The 19346-nt window shown below is 50.6% G+C and carries 17 protein-coding genes; 10 read left to right on the plus strand and 7 right to left on the minus strand.

The genetic code is table 11. The annotated features are described in order from the left end of the window. Positions 1-328: 328 nt before the first annotated feature. The 4 genes from ELB75_RS05605 to ELB75_RS05625 all read right to left on the minus strand — a co-directional run bounded on the left by ELB75_RS05605 (position 329) and on the right by ELB75_RS05625 (position 5813). On the minus strand, positions 329-2458 hold the full coding sequence (locus ELB75_RS05605) for a lysine decarboxylase LdcC (RefSeq protein ID WP_126983078.1): 2130 nt from the start codon (positions 2456-2458) through the stop codon (positions 329-331). An 866-nt stretch (positions 2459-3324) separates the two neighbouring features. Further along, positions 3325-3933, minus strand: a complete 609-nt coding sequence (locus tag ELB75_RS05615) for an LOG family protein (protein ID WP_488782855.1) — start codon at positions 3931-3933, stop codon at positions 3325-3327. 141 nt (positions 3934-4074) lie between these two features. Next, entirely contained in the window at positions 4075-4182 is a 108-nt protein-coding gene (locus ELB75_RS05620; protein ID WP_241236115.1) for a DUF1330 domain-containing protein, read from the minus strand. A gap of 413 nt (positions 4183-4595) precedes the next feature. After that, positions 4596-5813, minus strand: a complete 1218-nt coding sequence (locus ELB75_RS05625; protein WP_126983081.1) for an aromatic amino acid transporter — start codon at positions 5811-5813, stop codon at positions 4596-4598. Between ELB75_RS05625 and ELB75_RS05630 the strand changes: the two genes are divergently transcribed. Continuing rightward, complete coding sequence (locus ELB75_RS05630; protein WP_126983082.1) at positions 5805-6110, plus strand: hypothetical protein; 306 nt, start codon at positions 5805-5807, stop codon at positions 6108-6110. The two genes, ELB75_RS05625 and ELB75_RS05630, sit on opposite strands and share 9 nt — an antisense overlap. Positions 6111-6408: 298 nt before the next feature. Here ELB75_RS05630 and ELB75_RS05635 read toward each other — a convergent pair whose 3' ends face one another. Continuing rightward, positions 6409-8778 carry a penicillin-binding protein 1A gene (locus ELB75_RS05635; RefSeq protein WP_126983083.1) on the minus strand — a complete coding sequence of 790 codons (2370 nt, stop codon included), beginning with the start codon at positions 8776-8778 and terminating at the stop codon, positions 6409-6411. Between the two features lie 130 nt (positions 8779-8908). Between ELB75_RS05635 and pilM the strand changes: the two genes are divergently transcribed. The 9 genes from pilM to ELB75_RS05680 all read left to right on the plus strand — a co-directional run bounded on the left by pilM (position 8909) and on the right by ELB75_RS05680 (position 17479). Next, positions 8909-10009 (plus strand): type IV pilus biogenesis protein PilM, encoded by a 1101-nt coding sequence (gene pilM, locus ELB75_RS05640; protein ID WP_241236116.1) that lies wholly within the window; start codon positions 8909-8911, stop codon positions 10007-10009. 1 nt (position 10010) lies between these two features. Further along, the gene (locus ELB75_RS05645; protein WP_126983084.1) at positions 10011-10697 is read left to right on the plus strand and encodes a PilN domain-containing protein; all 687 of its coding nucleotides are present in this window, start codon (positions 10011-10013) and stop codon (positions 10695-10697) included. A gap of 15 nt (positions 10698-10712) precedes the next feature. Continuing rightward, complete coding sequence (locus ELB75_RS05650) at positions 10713-11327, plus strand: type IV pilus inner membrane component PilO (RefSeq protein WP_126983085.1); 615 nt, start codon at positions 10713-10715, stop codon at positions 11325-11327. A gap of 30 nt (positions 11328-11357) precedes the next feature. Beyond that, the gene (locus ELB75_RS05655) at positions 11358-11891 is read left to right on the plus strand and encodes a pilus assembly protein PilP (RefSeq protein WP_164726817.1); all 534 of its coding nucleotides are present in this window, start codon (positions 11358-11360) and stop codon (positions 11889-11891) included. Between the two features lie 21 nt (positions 11892-11912). Beyond that, positions 11913-14030 (plus strand): type IV pilus secretin PilQ, encoded by a 2118-nt coding sequence (locus ELB75_RS05660; protein ID WP_206501495.1) that lies wholly within the window; start codon positions 11913-11915, stop codon positions 14028-14030. Positions 14031-14059: 29 nt separating this feature from the next. Further along, positions 14060-14608, plus strand: a complete 549-nt coding sequence (locus ELB75_RS05665; protein ID WP_126983086.1) for a shikimate kinase — start codon at positions 14060-14062, stop codon at positions 14606-14608. Then, on the plus strand, positions 14608-15684 hold the full coding sequence (aroB, locus tag ELB75_RS05670; protein ID WP_126983087.1) for a 3-dehydroquinate synthase: 1077 nt from the start codon (positions 14608-14610) through the stop codon (positions 15682-15684). Before ELB75_RS05665 ends, aroB begins: the two co-directional genes overlap by 1 nt. Before the next feature lie 252 nt (positions 15685-15936). Continuing rightward, positions 15937-16344, plus strand: a complete 408-nt coding sequence (locus tag ELB75_RS05675; protein WP_126983088.1) for a hypothetical protein — start codon at positions 15937-15939, stop codon at positions 16342-16344. Positions 16345-16894: 550 nt separating this feature from the next. Beyond that, on the plus strand, positions 16895-17479 hold the full coding sequence (locus tag ELB75_RS05680) for a phosphatase PAP2 family protein (protein ID WP_126983089.1): 585 nt from the start codon (positions 16895-16897) through the stop codon (positions 17477-17479). Positions 17480-17651: 172 nt separating this feature from the next. On the opposite strand, the gene ELB75_RS05685 is transcribed toward ELB75_RS05680, so the two are convergent. Continuing rightward, a complete protein-coding gene (locus ELB75_RS05685) occupies positions 17652-18017 on the minus strand; it encodes a hypothetical protein (RefSeq protein ID WP_126983090.1) in 366 nt (121 codons plus the stop codon). 213 nt (positions 18018-18230) lie between these two features. Then, on the minus strand, positions 18231-19304 hold the full coding sequence (locus ELB75_RS05690) for an SEL1-like repeat protein (RefSeq protein WP_126983091.1): 1074 nt from the start codon (positions 19302-19304) through the stop codon (positions 18231-18233). Positions 19305-19346: the final 42 nt, after the last annotated feature.

Below are 19346 nucleotides of genomic sequence, written 5' to 3' on the forward strand. Positions count from 1 at the left end.
TAGCCTTTTCGCATGGAGAGGCTACCTGAAAGTTTATGTGATGATTTTGATGTTGGAGTTTGTATGGAAGAGGCTACCTGAAAGCACGGCGCAGCAGAGTTTCTGCGCAGTTATAGTGAATTAACAAAAACCAGTACAGCGTTGTCTCGCCTTGCCGTAACGTGTGTACTGTCTGCGGCTCGCCGCCTTGTCCTGATTTAAATTTAATCCACTATAAAATTTCAGGTAGCCTTTGCTTGCCCGGCTAGATCGGCAGATAAAAAACCGGCCTGATTGCTCAGGCTGGTTGGTTTATGCTGCGGGGGCATGGAGCCCCGTACTGCGTGGGTTAAGCTTTAACGATCTTAACTTTGTAGCGGCCGTCTTCCTGGCGGTAAGCGCCGTGGATGTCGGTTTCGAAGCCGGGGAAGTGGGCGCCGATTTCGCACAGCATCATCAGGAATTCCAAGATGGGCTTGCTCTCTTCGGTGATCATTTCACCAGGCATTACCAACGGTACGCCGGGAGGATAGGGCAGAATCATGTTGGCGTTGATCTTGCCTATCATGTCTTCCAAGTAGCAGTCTTCAATCTGGCCTTTGAGCTCAAGCTGGAAGGCTTTGTGCGGGTTCATCACCATGGTCGGCAACACTTCGAATGCGCTGAACATGAGTTCGGGCAGGTTGTGTTTGCAGATCAGGCTGTGGATGCCTTGTGCCAATTCTTGAATCCGCATGTCTTTATAGAAAGAGGGCGATTCATTGAATACGCGCGGCAATACTTCTTCCACGGTGGCGTTGGCGTCATACAGGTTTTTGAACTCGTTTAATGCGTGCAGCAGGCTGAGGGCTTTGGTGTCGTCCACGCCGATGCTGAAGAGCACGAGGATGTTGTAGGGGCCGGTTTTTTCCACGATGATGCCGCGGTCTTCCAGGAATTTGGAAACGAGGTTGGCGGGGATACCGGTTTTTTCCAGCTGGCCGTTTTTATCCAAGCCCGGGGTGAGCAGGGTTACCTTGATCGGGTCGAGGTACATGTGCTGGGCGTCGATGTCTTTGAAGCCGTGCCATTTGTCGGTTTGGTGCAATTCCCAGCATTCGATGTTGTCCACGTTTTCAGGTTGCCATACGTCGAAATACCATGAATCGGCATGGGCTTTGTGGTTTTTGATTTCCTTACGGAATTTAACAGCGCGCTCCAGCGAATCCTGCATCAGGCGTTTGCCGGCATTGCCGCGCATCATGGCTGCCGCCACTTCGGTAGAGGCTACCATGGGGTAGAACGGGGAAGTGGAGGTGTGCATCATGTAGGCTTCGCCGAAGGTGGCGGTGTTCAGGTTGCCCTTAACGTGAATCATGGAAGCCTGTGAGAATGCGGCCAGCAGTTTGTGGGTGGAGTGGGTTTCAAAGATGACCTTGTCTTTGGCCTGTTTGCCGCCCATACCGGTTTTGCCGTTGTAGATCGGGCTGAAGTTGGTGTAGGGAACCCAGGCGGAGTCGAAGTGGATGGATTTCACATCCAGGGTGTCTTTGATCTTGTCGGTGTTGTAGAACAGGCCGTCATAAGTGGAGTTGGTAATCACGGCATGTACCGGCCAAGTGGCGCCCGGAACTTTGGCAAGTTTCTCGGTGATGACTTCTTTGGTGAATTCTTTTTGCGGAATACCGCCCAAGATACCGTAGGCGTTGCGGGTCGGTTTCAGATACACCGGGGTAATGTCGCTCATCATCAACAGGTGGGTTAATGATTTGTGGCAGTTACGGTCAATCAGCACGGTGCTGCCGGCCGGTACGGAGTACATACCCACGATTTTGTTGGCGGTGGAAGTGCCGTTGGTTACGATGTAGCTGTGGTCGGCATTGAAGGTTTCGGCGATGTATTCTTCGGCTTCTTTGTGCGGGCCGGAGTGGTCGAGCAGGGAGCCCAATTCGCCCATAGAAACGGAAATATCTGATTTGAACGTGTTTTCGCCGTAGAAGTCGTAGAACAGGCTGCCTACGGGAGATTTTAGGAAAGCAGTACCGCTCATGTGACCCGGAGTACAGAATGTGTATTTGTTTTCAACCACATAATCGAACAGGGCTTTGGTGAAGGGCGGTGTGATGTTGTCGATATAGTGCCGGATGGCTTTTTCAATTTTGTCCACAACGTCTTCGTTGCTGAACAGGTGGCAATCGATGAAGGTGGCGTGGTCGCCTACGGCGCTGAAATCCACTGGTTTGTCGCAATCGGTGGGTTTCAGGATGAATACGGGCAGCTCGTCGTTGAGCGCGATAATTTGTTCGTCTAATTCTCGGTTGAAAATATCCAGTGTACAAAGCACTGAGCCTATTCTGGCGTCATGTTTTAGGAACGTCAGTATTTCTTGCGGGTCATGGGCTATTCGGATGGTGTGACCACCCTTTTCCAAAGTTTCAATCAAGTTCTTCAGATAGTCACCAAGTTCCTTATGACCACAGCCTAATAAGATGTTCTTCATGATCTAAATCCTTTAAGTAAATTAAGAAACAACTGCTTTTGCCGGCCGGTAGGCTGGCTTTTGCTACCGTTGCCGCCGTGTCGGAGGGCGCAGCGGCAGTAGTGGCAACCTGTGTTTTGCCGCTTGCGGAACAAGGGCAAAAAATAAACCTGCATTGGTATATGCAGGCAAGTGATTGATAGAGGATTAATGATATTTTGGCTGGGCAGCTTGGTGTGGGATTATAGAATTTCAGCACCCAAGACTGGCGGCGGACGGAATATCGGATTACAGTTAAGTACTGCTAAGAAAAATTAACAGCTGCTTTTTCTGTTGCACTCAAGTATGTAAATATTAAAATTATTTACACACCTTGCCTGCATTAAAGCTGGTTGATTTTAAAGAACAATATCTTGAAATGTGGCTGAATTGGCAGTTTATTTTGATGCCTATCTATTTATTGATACATCATATCATAAAATATAATGTCATGGGTTGACTTTAGTCAGAAAATTTTAGAGCAAAGGTACAGGGCTGGTGGAGGGAAAGGGGTGGAAGGCGGTGCTGGCGAGGGATTTGGTGCGGATTTGTATAGTGGATTAACAAAAATCAGGACAAGGCGGCGAGCCGCAGACAGTACACACGTTACGGTAAGTCGGGCCAACGCCGTACTGGTTTTTGTTAATTCACTATAAAAGTAGAAACGGCAGGCTTTGAGAGTGCCTGCCGTTGGAAAAGTAAGTTTGTTGCGGAGTATTTAAGAGAAACAAGCAGTATAGTGGATTAACAAAAATCAGGACAAGGCGGCGAGCCGCGGACAGTACACACGTTACGGCAAGGCAAGCCAACGCTGTACTGGTTTAAATTTAATTCACTATATTTGATTTTCAGGTAGCCTCTGCCTGTTCCTGCCAGGCGGGGCGTTTCCATTTGGGCGCGTCTTGAAAACGGTAGGCGGCCATTTTGTCTAGCAGGGTGGGGATGCTGCTGTCCGTACACACCAAGCCGGTATTGGCGGCAGGCATGAAACCTTGATCGGCGGTGTGCTGCAACAGGGTGATAATAGGGTTGAAAAAGCCGTTTACGTTGAGCAGGCCGATGGGTTTGCTGTGCAGTTTGAGCTGGGCGGCCGAGAGCACTTCAAACAGCTCTTCGTATGTGCCCAATCCGCCGGGCAGGGCGATGAAGGCATCGGCCCGTTCAATCATTTTGGTTCGCCGGTCGGCCATATTGTCGGTGACGATAAGCTCGGTGAGGCGGCCGTGCGCCATTTCTTCGTGGCGCAGGAAAGTGGGGATGATGCCGGTTACTTGGCCGCCGGCAGCCAGGGCGGCAGAAGCCACTTCGCCCATCAGGCCGATGCCGCCGCCGCCGTATACCAGCCGGCTGCCTCGTTCGGCAATAGCACGCCCCAGCTCGCGGGCGGCTTGGCTGTAGCTCGGGTCTTCGCCGAGATTGGAGCCGCAATAGACGACGATGTTGTTCATAGCATTCATATTTATTCTTTCAGGTAGCCTCTTGGAGGGTGATGGTTTTCGGCATGCAGCCGAAAATGTGAAAGCGCGGATTATAGCGAATGGTTTTTTTTGCATACAAGCTGCGGGGCGGAAGAGGCTACCTGAAAATAATGGATACTTCTAATTCACCACATCCGGCAATACAGCCCGGCCGGTAGTTGCACCTAGGCGGATGGTTTTGCATTGTTCATATTCCGGGCTGTAATACCAAGCACGGGCAGAGGCCATAGCAGGGAATCGCAAGGTAACGGAGCCATCGAGATCGGGCTTTCAAAGGCTTCATGATCGCCGTTGGCCACCAAGATTTCGCCGCCGGAAGGGGCGAGGGTGGGCACACCCAGTTGCAGGTATAGTGAATTAACAAAAACCAGTACAGCGTTGTCTCGCCTTGCCGTAACGTGTGTACTGTCTGCGGCTCGCCGCCTTGTCCTGATTTTTGTTAATCCACTATAACGTAAGCTGGCATGATGAGCTTCTTTTTTGAGGATATGGAGAGCAGAATTGTGGCAAAAGTTTGGAGGTGGTTTGTGCAGGGAGTATGGCGTGATGTGCTTTAAAATAAACGGGATTATGCACTGATTCTATTGGGATTTTGTTTTCAGGTAGCCTTTGGTAGGCTACCTGAAATTTTTCGGGAGGTATCAGCCGTTAAACACGGGTAGGATGTTGGCTCGGCTGAGGATTTGGGCGGCCACGTTGGCTAGTCCGAAGAAGAACACCCAGGCCATCAGCCATTTTCCACCATATACGCGGTAACCTTTGCCTTCACCGAATTTTTTGCGGCAGGCATAGAGCAGCAGGGCGGGCACGAATGCTGTCCACATGGTGGCGGCAAAGCCGACGTAGCTGATGGCGAGCACGAAGCCGGTGGGGAAGAGCAGGCAGGCAACGAGCGGGGGCAGGAAGGTGAGGGCGGCGGCTTTGCTGCGGCCGGCGCGGCTGGTGCCGAAGCCGAACAGGTCGGTGAGGTAGTCGAGCAGGCCGAGGGTTACGCCGAGGAAGGAGGAGGCGATGGCCATGTAGGAAAACAGGGAGAGCACGCGCACCAGCCCGCTGCCCGCCACTTGGGCGAGGGCGGCGAGCAGGGCGGCCACGTTGTCTTGCGCGGCAATCACGGGGCCGAACTGGCCGCGCGGCAGGTTGCCTTGTACGGCAAACTGCCAGAGGGCGTAGATTACCAGTGCCACCAAAGTGCCGAGCCAGAGCGAGCGGGCCACTTTCTTGGCGTCGCCCCGGAAGTAGTCGAACAGGCCGGACACGTTGCCGTGGAAGCCGAAGGAGGCGAGGCAGACGGGCAGGGCGGTGCCGAGGTAGATCCAGTAGCTGCCGTTTCCGCTGCCGGCGGTATCGAACAATACGGCGGGTTGGGCGGAAAGGAGCAGGCCGCCGTTGGCCCAGAGGAAGGTCATGATCATGCCGCCGATGAGGATGGTGGTGCCGCGGTCTACCCAGAAGGTGGACCACCATACGCAACCGGCGAAGATCAGGGAAAACACGATTTGCCCCACCCAGAGCGGCGCTTGGAGGGCTTGGGCGGTGAGGTTGCCGCCGGTGAAGATGTAGGCGTAGGTGAGTAGGTAGAGCACGAAGGCCACGGAGAGGCCGGTGATGATGCTCCAGCCGCGGCCGAGCAGGTCTTTGACGATGGTGTCGAAGTTGGCGCCGGGCGGGTAGTGGGTGGTGGCTTCGAGAATCATCAGGCCGCTGGAGAGCATGGAAAACCAGGTGTAGAGCAGCACGATGAGCGAGCCGGCAAACCAGATGCCGGCGGTGGCGGTGGGGTTGGCGAGCATGCCTGCGCCGATGACGGTGCCGGCGATGATCATGGCGCCGCCGAGTACGGAGGGTTTTTGATTCATGGTGATGTGGGTCTGGAGTGGGTTTGGGGTATGGTTAAAGCACTGGGTTGCTTCCTACGGCGTTGGCTTATCTTGCTGATTGCCGTACTGTTTGCGGCTCGCCGCTGTGTAGGAATAAATCATTGCTTCCGCCACACCCTGGAGCAGGAAAATAAAACGGCCGCCCAAATCTGTAGCGGCTGGAGGCGGAATTATACAGGGCAGGGGCTTGGCTTGACTATATGGTTTACGGTTTTGCGAGCCGAAGGTTTGGCAGATTTTCACGTTATTGCTTATTTAATGGTGCTTAGTTTTTAATATTTAGGTTTGTTGCCATGTTATTGCTTGGATGACGTCTGGCAGGCAGAACATACTGCTTGAGTTGTAGGCTACCTGAAAATGAATTGTTAGCTTCGCGGAAACGGTTAAAGTTCGCTGGAACTTGGTTGAAGCCTTATGTTTTCAGGTAGCCTGTGGTGCACAACAAGTAACTTGATGCCCATGCTGCCACCATATTGGCTGTGTGATGCCGCATGGTTTCGACCATAGAAAAAGGCTACCTGAAAATACCGGATAGGGTTTCAGGTAGCCTTTTCAATCAGGCGGGGTGATTGGTTTAGAACAGGGCGTCAATCTCTTGCGAGGGTGCGGCGCCGCCATCACCGCTGTTTTGCTGCGGTACCGGTTCTACGGTATTTTCTTCCGGTATCACCGGATCGCCGCCTGCGGCTTGGATATCTTCGGCATCAGGTGTGGCGCCGCGGTTGTCGATGGCCAGACGCGGGCTGGTGCTCTGCTGCTCTTGCAGGAAGTATTCGCCGCCCTTGCGTACGATTTTTGCGGGCATCGGCATGCCTTTTTGCGGTACGCCTTTGAGTGCGTAGCGCATGTACTCCACCCATACGGGCAGGGCGATTGTGCCACCGAAGCCGGCACGGCCCATGCTGCGCGGTTTGTCGAAACCGATATACACCACGCCTACTAAGTCGGGGTTGAAACCGGCAAACCAGGCATCTTTGTTTTCGTTGGTGGTACCGGTTTTGCCGGCAATATCGCTCCGGCCGAGCGCGCTGGCACGGGCACCGGTGCCTCGGCGTACCACGTCTTGCATGATGGTGTACATGATGTAGGCGTTGCGCGGATCGATAACCTGCGGCGCACTTTCTCCGGCCACCAAGGGCTTCATCTGGGCGCGCAATCGGCCTTGGCTGTCTTCAATGCGGTCGATTACATAGGGAGACACTTTATAGCCGCCGTTGGCAAACACGGCATAGGCCTGCGCCATTTGCAACGGGGTAACCACACCGCTGCCCAGAGCCATAGACAGCGAATCGGGAATCTGACGGGCATTAAAGCCGAAACGCTGCACGTATTGATGTACTTCGTGTATGCCAAGCGCCATCACGATGCGGATGGAAACCATGTTTTTAGACGCGGTCAATGCCTGGCGCAGGGTGATGAAGCCGGAATAGCGGCCATCGGAGTTTTTCGGGCGCCATGGCCGACCGCCGGTGCCCATTCCGGGCAATTCGATCGGGGCATCGTTGATGGTGGTGGCGGCAGTCATACCTTTAGCCAAAGCGGCTGAGTAGACAAAGGGTTTGAAGGTAGAACCCGGTTGGCGCTCGGCCTGAGTGGCACGGTTGAAGCTCTTACTATGGAAGTCGAAACCGCCCACCAAAGCACGGATGGCGCCGGTTTTGCTGTCTAATGCCACAAATGCGCCTTGCAACTCGGGCATTTGGCTGATTTGCCAACCGCGATCAAGTTTGCGCACGCGGATAACCGCACCTGGGCGGATGGCGTTGTCTTTGCCGTTGTTGATGGTGCGTGCTACATAATTGAGCGCATTGCCGCTGATTTTGATGCGGTTGCCGCCTTGCGTATAGGCTTCAATCGAAGAGCGGCTGGCCTGCAATACCACGGCCGGTTGTAGGCCGTCTACGGTGTAAACCGTATCTAAATATTGGTCTAGGTTTTCATCCAAGGTCTCGGCTTCTATCGTGTTCAAATCGATAAATGCTTCTGCACCACGATAAGCGCCTAATCCGAAGCCTTTCAGGGCTCGGCGCAGGGCTAGGGTGGCCACGCGCTGGCTTTCGGAGCTAACGGTGGTGTACACGCGGAAGCCTTGAGTATAGGCATCTTCGCCGTATCGGTCGTACATTTCTTGGCGAACCATTTCGGCTACATATAGAGAGTTTTGGTCAATCTCTACCTGTTGGCGTCGGTAATGCAGTTCTTCAGCCAGTGCCTGATCGCGTTCTGCGGGCGTAATCATCTTTTCTTCAACCATATTGTTGAGAATGTAACGCTGGCGCAAGCGGGCACGCTCGGGGTTCACGATTGGATTAAAAGAGGAGGGTGCTTTAGGCAGTCCGGCTAGGATGGTGGCCTCAGCCAAAGTCAGCTCTTTTACCGGTTTGTTGAAGTAAATCTGTGAAGCGGCAGCAAAGCCGTAGGCGCGTTGGCCTAAGTAGATTTGGTTGAAATACAGCTCCAAAATCTGTTGCTTACTTAGGGATTGCTCAATCTTGTAGGCCAATAATGCCTCATTGAACTTACGGCGGTAGCTGCGTTCGTTGGTGAGGTAAAAGTTGCGGGCTACCTGTTGGGTGATAGTACTGGCACCAGACTGTACGCCGCCGGCACGGAAGTTGCCGATCAGGGCGCGAGCCACACCGGTAACGTCTACCCCCCAGTGTTGGTAGAAGCGTTTATCCTCTGCAGCAATAACGGCATTGATCAACACAGGCGGGAATTCGTCAATTTTGGTAAATGCACGCCGCTCTTCGCCATACATGCCGATGAGTTTGCCGTCTGATGAATAAATAGTCAGCGGCATCCGCGGCTGATAATTTGTTACCGTCTCCAAACTGGGGAGTTTCGGGTAGGTCACTAATACTGCAATAGCCAGTAGCCCAACACCGAACAAGGTTAGTCCCAGCAGTAGTCCAAAAACCGTTTTAAGTATTTTTCTAAACATAGTTACAAATTTTCTATCAATAAGTACTTTGACTAAAGTAAACTATACCTTAATTTATGCAAGAAAACGCTAAACCTGATATAAATTTACCTGTGACCGGTCAGCTGGTCTTTTAAAGGGAGGCTTAAAGATGCGAATATCAAAAAAACCAAGAAAATCAAAACAAAAGACAAAAATGTCTTTTGGCAGCAAAGGCTGCTTGGGCGTGGATATTACGCCAACTGCCATTAATATGGTACATCTTGCCGGCAGTGTTCCGGGTAATCTCCGGTTGGAAAATTACACCATCCAGCCCCTACCCAAAGGCGTTATTATAAACGGCAACATCGAAGATCATGACCAACTCGTGTCATATTTACAACAAGCTTACCAACAGCTTGGTAGTAGTTGTAAGAATGTAACAGCAGCCCTGCCGCAGGCTTTAACCAATATACAAACGATTACTTACGATGCCCGTAGTTCTGATTTGCCGATAGATGAGTTCGTTGAGTTGGAAGCCAGCCAAACCATCGGTTCTGATAACCTGAGCTATGATTTCCAAGTTACCGCCGAGCTGCAAAACGGTAATGTGCAGGAAATCGTCATGGCTGCCGCTAAACGTGATGATGTGGATCTGCGCACAGATTTGTTCGTGGATGCTGATATCCCGTTGTCACAGCTGGATGTGGATACTTTTGCTGTTGTAAATGCGTTCTCTGTGTGGATTGATCAATTCGCTCCCGATTTGGAGCATCAAAAACTGGCTATCTTCCATGTGGATGAGGATCAGACCAAAGCTTTAATTCTCCAAAATGGCAATATTGTATATAAGCAAGAAACCAATTTTGGTAATAAGCAGCTAACTCATAACATCCAACGCCAATATAAATTGAGTGAGGATGATGCATGGAGTATGCGTTTTAAAAGCAATAAACCTGCAGATTTTCAAGGTACTGTGGCTGATCATTTTAATAGTCAGCTTACCCAGGAAATTCAAAGGGTTCTGCAATTTTATTACACCACGGTTAGTAGTGATTACCAAGATAGCGTTAAACATATCTTAATTTCTGGATGTCCGTTTATGCAGCCTTTCGGTCTTGCAAAAAGCGTGTATGCTCAAACCAATATTTCTACTCAGCAAGTAGAGCCTATTGCTAGCACGCAAGGCGGCAAACAAGCCGGAACTTCGAAATTTAATTTGGAATCCGGGCAACTGACCGTTGCATTTGGATTGGCTGTAAGAGGATTGTGAAATGATTCCATTAATTCAACTAAATATGCTCCCCTACCGTGAGGAGCAGGATAAGCAGAAAAAAGCCCAGTTCACTAGATTGATGATTTTTTCTGGTTTGATTGGTGTCGGTTTGTTGGTATTTACGTATGTATCGCTTAGTGGCCTAATCTTAAATCAAGAGTCACGCAACCAACAGCTAACTGCCGGTATTGAACAGTTAAATATTCAGATCAAGGAGGTAGAAACCTTAGAAGCTGAAAAGCGTGATTTCTTAGCTCGGAAAGCGAAAGTGGAAGAGTTGGAGAATAAGCGTTTTGAGGCAGCTAGGATGATTGATTCACTGAACACTGTTGCGCCGGAAGGTGTTTATCTAACAGGTATTAAGGCTAAGGATGTTAGCACTTATACTCTGTCTGGTAAGGCTACCAGTGATAGTAAAATTGCTGATTTTATGCGGGTAATTCCAAGTACCAATGTATTTGGCCAGCCTTCATTGGATAGCATCAATAAAGTAGAGTCTGTACAAGAGTTTGAGTTGACTGTAGCAGTTGCTTCCGCACCAATGAGCGGAGATTCAATAAATATTGCTCCCGTTGTAATGTCGTCAGAATCTGCTTCTACTGCCAGCAATACTCCTGCATCAGTACCTAATACGTCTGTAGCACCTGCATCATCCGCTACAGCCACTTCCTCTCCTGCAAATTAATGGAAGGGTGAAATCATGGCACAAAAAATTGACCTTAATACTCTATATAAACAAAACAAGCTGGTTCAGCTTGGTGCTGGTATCGTTATCGTTGTTCTCCTTTTGATTGCGGGCTACTTTGCTTTGTTTAAAGGACAATGGGAGGAATATGAGGGTTTGCAGCAAAAAGAAGAGCAGCTGAAGCAAGAGTATCAGAGCAAAGCTGATCAGGCAGCCAACCTGCCAGTTTTGAAGGATGAGTTGGAAAAAATCCGTACTGCATTCAACGTATTGTTAAAACAATTGCCTACAGATGCAGAAATTCCAAATTTGATTCAGGAATTACATCAGGCAGGGGCGAAAAACAGTATGCGTATGAATAGTGTGAAACCTTTGCCACCGGTGGATCTTGATAACGTACAACAATTACCTTATGAAATTTCTATTTCAGGAAATTATGAGCAAATTGCACAATTTATACGTGATGTAGGTCGTCTGTCCCGTATCGTAACCTTAGATAAGATCAATCTTGCTCCTGCAGATGCAAAAGATAGTAATGGCATACTCACCTTAACTGCTAACGCTAATACTTATAAGGCGCTAGCTCTGAGTGAGATAGCTGCTGCCTCGGCTGCGTCACAAGCTGAATGATAAGACTGATTCTTTATAAAGGACTTTATAATGAAGAAAAATATACTATGGTGCTCAGCAGTTCTTTTGCTGACGGCCTGTTCTTTGACCGAGGGCGATCTGCAGCAGTGGATGGATAATGCTCAGGCGGAAGCAAAAAGTAAGGTGCGCCAACCACAGATACCGACTATTTCAAAGTCTCCTGAGTATGTGGATCCTGTCATTAATGGATTGAATATATTTGATCTTAAACGGCTGCGTGTGAACCAACAATCTGGTATTAATGCTCCAAATCCTGATAGACCAAAAGAGATTTTGGAAAACTTTAGTTTAGAAAGCTTGCGTTATGTAGGCTCTATTAAACGAGGTGGGCAAGTTTCCGCTTTCGTTGAGGCAGGAGGTCACACCTATACCGTACGCGTTGGCAATTATCTTGGCCAAAACTATGGGCAGATTACTGCTATTACTCCGGACAAACTGATTTTGTCGGAGGTAACTGAAGATAGCTATGGTGCATGGCAACGTCGAACAGCGGAATTGGAGTTAAATGCTTCAGACGCTTCTAACCAATCAAAATCTAATTAAACTTACTAAGGGATTTACGCTATGAAAATCAAAAAACTGCAATATCTAACCGCTTTAGGTATGAGCTTGGCCATGCAAGGCGTACTGGCTGGTAATATTACAGATATTAACGTCTCTGCTTTACCAAATAATCAGAAGGTTATTAAAATCCGTTTCGATCGGGATATGTTGAAGCCGAGCGGTTTTATTACTACTACGCCTGCCCGGATTGCTTTGGATTTCCCAAATACGGGTGCCAATCTTAACCAACCAGTACTGCAATATAACGACGCTCTGCTTAACCAAATTGCTGTCGCTCAAGATAGCAATAAAACCCGTGTTCTACTTAACTTGAATAGACCGGGGCAATACAATGCTGAAGTCAGAGGCAATGAGGTTTGGATTTATCTGAATGAATCTGGCCAAGGGGTTTCTACAACTGTAAGAGCTGCTCCTCCCAGCAACCAAATTCAACAAGAATCTCTTGGTATAACGGAAACTCGTCCTGCTGCTGGTCAGAATGCTCTTGGTAGCAATACTGCCAACGTAGCCGTTGATTTTCACAAAGGTGCAAGTAATTCTGGCGTGATTGAAATTAATACTGCCGGTTATCGTGGTACTCCTGAAATCAAACAGCGTTCCAATAACTTGGTTATTTTGCTGAAAAATAACCAATTGCCGATTGCTGCACAACGTAATTTGGATGTAACCGATTTCAGTACTCCGGTTCGTACTATCAGTCTACGCCGTTTAGGTAATGATACAGAGATTACCATTAAGAACCAGGGTGGTTGGGAACATAAAACCAGTCAGTCTGCTGGTCGATATACTATTACCGTTTCTCCAAAATCTGTCGTAGCTGAAGATGGTCTGCGTAACCGTAATCATCACTTTACTGGTAAACGCGTTTCTTTAGATTTCCAAGATGTAGATGTACGTACCATCCTGCAGATTTTGGCTAAAGAGTCCAATATGAACATTGTAGCCAGCGATAGCGTTTCTGGCAAAATGACCTTGTCGTTGAAGGATGTGCCTTGGGATCAGGCCTTGGATTTGGTAATGCAGTCACGCGGGTTAGAATCGCGTCGTAACGGTAATATTATCCGTGTTGCTCCGGCTGAAGAGTTCCGTAAAATTGATGTTGAGACTCTGGAAAATGCTAAGCGTATTGAAGAACTTGGTCCTCTAGTATCTCGTACGTTCCAGTTGAAATACAAAGATGTTAATGAATTCCGTAAAATACTGAATATTAATGAGAATGGCGGATCAAATACTGGTAATAATAACTCTTTGTTGAGCAATCGTGGTTCTGCTGTTATTGATCCGGCTACGAATACCTTGATTATTAAGGATAACCAAAATGTTATCAAGGAATTTGAGCGTTTAATTGAACAGTTGGATGTCCCTGCCCGTCAAGTGATGATTGAGGCTCGTATTGTTGAAGCTACGGATGGTTTTTCCCGTGCTTTAGGTGTGAAGTTTGGTTATAACAAAACATCAGGCTCAACTCAGATTGGTAGCGGGTTAGGCACTAATAATGGTGGTACCGGAACAGCTTTTTCTATTGCCCCTAACGTGAACTTGCCGGCTGCAGCCGCAACCTCTTCCATTACCATTGTCCGTGCGTTGTCCTCTGGTGCGTTGGGGTTGGAATTGACTGCTATGCAGGAACAAAACCGCGGTAAGATTATTTCCAGCCCGCGCGTGCTGACTCAAGACCGGAAAGAGGCGACCATCAAAGCTGGTCGGGAAATTCCCTATCAGGAAGCTTCTTCCAGTGGAGCTACCAGCACCAGCTTCAAAGAAGCCGTATTGGGCTTGACTGTTACTCCCCAAATCACACCTGACGGTAATGTGATTATGGATATCAAACTGAATAAAGACTCTGTGGATCAGGGGTGTAGTGTGCTAGGAACACCGTGTATCAGTACCAAGGAACTTAACACTCGTGCGATGGTGGAAGATGGTGGTACCATCATCTTGGGCGGTATCTATGAGGAAGACAATTCTAACTCCCAATACAAAGTACCGCTGCTGGGTGATATTCCTGTAGTTGGTAACTTGTTCCGTGGCACCAAACGCAATAACAGCAAAAATGAATTGCTGATCTTCATCACCCCGCGCATCATGGGTACTGAAGGTAACGTTCTGCGCTACTAAACCACACTTTGCCGATTGATTCGGTTACAATGCCTGCCATGAATACCATGGCAGGCAATATTTTTTTGATCGGATTGATGGGTGCGGGCAAAACCACTCATGGAAAACAGTTGGCAGCATTGTTGCAACGCGATTTTATTGATAGTGACCAACTGATTTGCCAACGTACCGGCGTTTCCATCCCTACTATTTTCGAGCTGGAAGGGGAGGGCGGCTTTCGCAAGCGCGAAGCTGCTGTTATTGACGAATTGACCCGCCGCCATCACATTACCCTCGCTACCGGTGGTGGGGCTGTTTTATCTCCCGATAATCGCCGTTGTTTGCATACACGAGGCACGGTGATCTATTTGCACACCACCCCTGAAATCCTATATCGGCGCATCCAGCATGACAAAAACCGCCCGCTGCTTCAGGTAGCCGATCCTCTCGACAAGCTGCAAGCACTCTACCAACAGCGCGACCCGCTTTACCGAGAAACCGCCCACCTTATATTCAATATTTCGCCGCAACATTCCTGTCCGCAAATCACCAAGCAGCTGTTGCAGTTGATTCAACAACATATCAAAGAAAACCGATAATGCAAACCCTGCACGTCCATACCCCCGGTCACAGCTATCCCATCCATATTGGTTTCCGCTTATTCGACAACTTGGCCGAACTCATCCGCCCACATATCGGCGGCAAAGCCGCCATCATCAGCAATCAAACCGTTGCCCCGCTTTATCTTGCCCCCGTCAAAGCAGCCTACCAACAACTCGGCATCAGCGTTTGCGACATCATCCTGCCCGACGGCGAACAATACAAAAACAGCGAATCCCTCCAGCAAATCTACACCGGCCTGTTGCAGCACCATGCTGACCGCCGTACCACCATCCTCGCCCTCGGCGGCGGCGTAATCGGCGATTTGGCCGGCTTTGCCGCCGCCACCTACCAGCGCGGCATTCCCTTCATCCAAATCCCCACCACCTTGCTCAGCCAGGTTGATTCCTCCGTGGGCGGCAAAACCGGCATCAACCACCCGCTCGGCAAAAACATGATTGGCGCGTTTTACCAGCCCCAAGCCGTCATCGCCGACACCGCCGCCCTGCAAACCCTTCCCCCGCGCGAGTTTTCCGCCGGCCTGGCCGAAGTCATCAAATACGCCCTGCTCGGCGACATTGATTTCCTTGCCAAACTCGAGCACGCCATGCCCGGCATCATGCGGCAAGAGCCCGCCGCCCTTGCCGACACCATTCGCCACTGCTGCCAGATGAAAGCAGACATCGTCGAGCAGGACGAAAAAGAGCAGGGCATCCGCGCCCTCCTTAACCTCGGCCACACCTTCGGCCATGCCATCGAAACCCAAATGGGCTACGGCAACTGGCTGCACGGCGAAGCTGTAGCCGCCGGCATGGTACTCGCCGCCCGCCTGTCCGAGCGCAAAGGCTACCTGAAAACCGCCGATACCGAACGCATCATCCGCCTGCTGCAAGCCGCCCGATTGCCCGTTGCCCCACCGGAGTTTGCGGTCGACACCTGGCTTGCCCACATGCAGCACGACAAAAAAAATCAAGCCGGCCAAATCCGCCTCGTCATCCTCAAACGGCTCGGCCAAGCCGCCGTAGAAGCCGGTTTCAGCCGCGAAGACATGACCGCCTTGCTGCACAGCATATGATTTCCCTTCAGGCGGGTGGGCAGACCAAGTTTGGCAGAGCCGCCTGAGCCACATGCCCGAATCAAACGGATATGAAAATTTCAGGTAGCCCGTTCCCGCAACAGGCTACCTGAAAACAATATGGTGAATTAACAAAAACCGGTACAGCGTTGGCTCGCCCTGCCGTATTATTTGTACTGCCTGCGGCTCGCCGCATTGCCCGATTTTTGTTAATCCACTATAACGGCAAATTTTGCCAACTGGCCGCACACCATGAAAACCTTCAAAATCAGCCCGAATTACCTCCGCCACTTCCTCGACATCTCCCCGTTCTACTACAGCGAAGAACTCTACCCCGAGCTGACCGCCCTCAACCTGGCCAACCGCAGCAGCGTCCGCCGTTGGGCGCACGAATACCTGCGCCCCCATTTCCTCGGGTGTCCCATTGCCCGGCAAATCCGCATCAAAGAAAGCTTTCGCTACGGCCTCAATTTCTGGCCGGACGATACCCTGCAACACTGCGCCGAAGAATGGCTCGACCCGACCGGGCAAACCCCAATCCGCCGGCGCTGCGAAGAAATCTGGAACGACCTGTTCGACGGCGAATATTTCGGCATCGACAATCCTGCCGCCTACCAAATTGTCACAACCCCGCCTGGCGATCCGTTCGGCCATATATAGCAAACCAACTTATAGTGGATTAACAAAAATCAGGACAAGCGGCGAGGTGGGGCAGCAATACGGTAAGACGAGCCAATGCCGTATCGGAAGCGGAGTTGATTGGTTGTAGGTGGGAAAAGGCTACCTGAAAATTTTCAGGTAGCCTTTATCTATTGCTGAAATAGTTGTTTCTTCATAATATAGTGGATTAACTTTAAACCAGTACAGCGTTGGCTCGCCTTGCCGTAACGTGTGTACTGTCTGCGGCTCGCCGCCTTGTCCTGATTTAAATTTAATTCACTATATCTTGGTTATATGTGTGGCAGAAAGGGGAATAGGGGACAGTTAAATGGGGATTGGCCAAAATACTTGAAAAACGCAGCAAAATTCTGCGGCGCGACGTTTGGCGGCAGCTTGTTGCGCCGGTAGGTATTTTTCTGCATAGAAAAGGCGGAATATGGTTATACATGGTTGGCCGGACAAACAGGATAAAACATTCCCTAATTCTTTGCTAATTATAGATAAGTATAGTTCGACTTATCTAAATGATCTTGAGAGGGAAGGGCTGGGTATGGAGTTTCTGCACGCAATCAACCAATCTTTGTTTCTGTTGATTAATGCCGATCATGATGACCATCCCGGCACCATAGTGATGGCTTTGCTGATAGCAGAGTATTTAACCGCCATCACGCTGGCTGCGGTGGCGGTTTATTTGGTTTGGAAACATCGTTGTCGGCGCGTTATCTGCTTGAATGTGCTGTGCAGCCTGCTGTTGGGCATGGCGGCAACTTATCTGATCCGCAAGGGCTGGCATGTGCCGCGGCCGTTTGATATGCAGCTGGGCACTAATTTTTTGGCGCACAGCGTCACTTCGTCGTTCCCCAGCAAACACATGACTTCGCTGACTGCCCCGCTGATGAGCATGTGCCTGTTTGTGCCAACTCGTCTGGTGGGCGTGGCCAGTTTGATGGTGGCAATGAGCGTGGCGTGGTCGCGGGTGTATCTGGGCGTGCATTGGCCGCTGAATATGGCCGGGGCGCTGCTGGTGGGTTTGTTGGCGGCTTTAACCGTAAAGTATGGCTTGCGCCCGTTGTGGATGCGCTGGCTTGATACGGCCGATGGCCAGTTTGCCATTCAGGATAAAAAAGCTAGCTGAAACGTTGCACTAAGAGCAAGAGGCTACCTGAAAGTTTTAGCTCGGCTGGAGCTATGCTTTCAGGTAGCCTGTTTTTATGGGGCTTTATGGCGAATCCATTGAACTTCCGATATGGCGTTAACCCGCCTTATATCGATTGCCATTTGATCGGCTATGGACGCACTTGCCCGAATCAATCATAACGGCGGCATTTAATATCGGAATCCTCGCAGAAAATCGCGTTTTGCTCAGCTTGGCAGGCTCGGCGGACTTGGGCGCGGGCGAGGCCTTCGTTGTGGCTGGTGGCTTCATAGGTTTTGCTAAACGGGGTAATGCTGCACACATAAGCAGGATTGCGGCCTGTGCGGTGCTCAATGATGACTTCGCGCACATTGCCGTTGCGGGCAGATTGATTGCGCTCCAACACGGCAATGCGCGCTTCCAAATCGGCAATACGCCGCTCCAGCGTACTAATGCGCGCGGCATCGTCGGCCGGTGCGGCATAGAGTGCGGTGGGCAGGGCGGTGAGGGCAAGGAGGAGGGGGAGTAGTTTTTTCATGGGAATCCTTGGTATTGGAGAAAAACAGGGTTAATTTTGTTGCGGCTTTATTTTCAGGTAGCCTTTTCGGGGGCTACCTGAAAAATATAGTGGATTAAAATAAAAATGAGACAAGGCGGCAACGCCCGCCGTGTACGGATAGTACATAAGGGCGTTGGCAACGCCGTATCATTGCGATTTTAATCCACTATAATGCGCTCAGCGGGCGGCCTGCTATAGCCCTTCCAAAGCAGTTTTGGCATCTTCGTTGCCTTGTGCGGCGGCTTTTTCGTACCAGGCGCGGGCTTGTTCTAAGTTTTTCGGAACCCCCAAGCCGTGCTCATGGATAAAGCCGAGCATGCTTTGGCCGACGTCGTTGCCTTGTGCGGCGGCTTTTTCAAACCAGGAACGGGCTTGGGCGTAATCTTGTTTTACACCGTATCCCTGCATATAAAGTAGGCCGAGCAAGATTTGGCCGTCGGCATTGCCTTGTGCGGCGGCCTTTTCAAACCAAGAGCGTGCTTGGGTGTAGTTCCGGCGCACGCCTTTGCCTTCGTAATAAAGGGAGCCCAAATTGACTTGGGCGTTTGCTTCGCCTTGCGCGGCAGCCTTGCCGTACCAAAGGTGTGCCTGTCGGTAGCTTTGCGGCACGCCTTGGCCGGATTCGTACAGGTTGCCGAGGGCAAACTGGGCTTGCGGCAGGCCTTGGTTGGCAGCTTTTTCCAGCCACGTTTTGGCTCGGGCATAGTCTTGCGGCACGCCCCTGCCTTCGTAATACATGAGGCCGAGGTTATTTTGTGCGGCGGGCTCGTTTTGCGCGGCGGCTTTTTCGTACCAGGCACGGGCTTGGGCAAAGTCTTGTTTCACCCCCCAGCCGTTGTCGTACAGGCTGCCGAGCAGGGTTTGGGCATCGGCCTGGTCTTGGGCGGCGGCCTTTTCCAGCCAGAATTTGGCTTGCCGGTAGTCTTGTGGTACGCCTGAGCCTCTGTAATACATCAAGCCGAGCGAGGCCTGGCCTTCCGGGTCGCCTGCATTGGCGGAGCGTTCGAACATGGCTTTGGCCTGAGCATAGTCGGGGGTGCCTGCCTGGTCGGAGGCATAGATGTTGCCGAGCAGGTTTTGGAAGGCCGGATTGTTTTCCGCGCCGTATTCTTTGAGCAGTTCTTCGGCACTCGGGCGGCTGCGTTGGCCGGTATTTTGGGTAGTTTGGTTCGGCTGTATGTTTGGTTTGGCTGATGCTGGCGCAACGGCCAGGGCAGCAGTGAGGGCAAGTAGGATGGCAGTGAGTTTTAAGTGATTTGGGAACATGACGTTTTCTTTACTAGTTTGGAGATGATGGCTTATTTTTCA

The sequence above is a fragment of the Eikenella corrodens genome, assembly GCF_003990355.1.
Taxonomy (GTDB): Bacteria; Pseudomonadota; Gammaproteobacteria; order Burkholderiales; family Neisseriaceae; genus Eikenella; species Eikenella corrodens_B.

Coding starts and splice junctions, on each gene's coding strand:
- ELB75_RS05605 (WP_126983078.1), bottom strand. CDS start 2,458: ATGAAGAACATCTTATTAGGCTGTGGTCATAAGGAACTTGGTGACTAT.
- ELB75_RS05615 (WP_488782855.1), bottom strand. CDS start 3,933: ATGAATGCTATGAACAACATCGTCGTCTATTGCGGCTCCAATCTCGGC.
- ELB75_RS05620 (WP_241236115.1), bottom strand. CDS start 4,182: ATGGCCTCTGCCCGTGCTTGGTATTACAGCCCGGAATATGAACAATGC.
- ELB75_RS05625 (WP_126983081.1), bottom strand. CDS start 5,813: ATGAATCAAAAACCCTCCGTACTCGGCGGCGCCATGATCATCGCCGGC.
- ELB75_RS05635 (WP_126983083.1), bottom strand. CDS start 8,778: ATGTTTAGAAAAATACTTAAAACGGTTTTTGGACTACTGCTGGGACTA.
- pilM (WP_241236116.1), top strand. CDS start 8,909: ATGCGAATATCAAAAAAACCAAGAAAATCAAAACAAAAGACAAAAATG.
- ELB75_RS05645 (WP_126983084.1), top strand. CDS start 10,011: ATGATTCCATTAATTCAACTAAATATGCTCCCCTACCGTGAGGAGCAG.
- ELB75_RS05650 (WP_126983085.1), top strand. CDS start 10,713: ATGGCACAAAAAATTGACCTTAATACTCTATATAAACAAAACAAGCTG.
- ELB75_RS05655 (WP_164726817.1), top strand. CDS start 11,358: ATGAAGAAAAATATACTATGGTGCTCAGCAGTTCTTTTGCTGACGGCC.
- ELB75_RS05660 (WP_206501495.1), top strand. CDS start 11,913: ATGAAAATCAAAAAACTGCAATATCTAACCGCTTTAGGTATGAGCTTG.
- ELB75_RS05665 (WP_126983086.1), top strand. CDS start 14,060: ATGCCTGCCATGAATACCATGGCAGGCAATATTTTTTTGATCGGATTG.
- aroB (WP_126983087.1), top strand. CDS start 14,608: ATGCAAACCCTGCACGTCCATACCCCCGGTCACAGCTATCCCATCCAT.
- ELB75_RS05675 (WP_126983088.1), top strand. CDS start 15,937: ATGAAAACCTTCAAAATCAGCCCGAATTACCTCCGCCACTTCCTCGAC.
- ELB75_RS05680 (WP_126983089.1), top strand. CDS start 16,895: ATGGAGTTTCTGCACGCAATCAACCAATCTTTGTTTCTGTTGATTAAT.
- ELB75_RS05685 (WP_126983090.1), bottom strand. CDS start 18,017: ATGAAAAAACTACTCCCCCTCCTCCTTGCCCTCACCGCCCTGCCCACC.
- ELB75_RS05690 (WP_126983091.1), bottom strand. CDS start 19,304: ATGTTCCCAAATCACTTAAAACTCACTGCCATCCTACTTGCCCTCACT.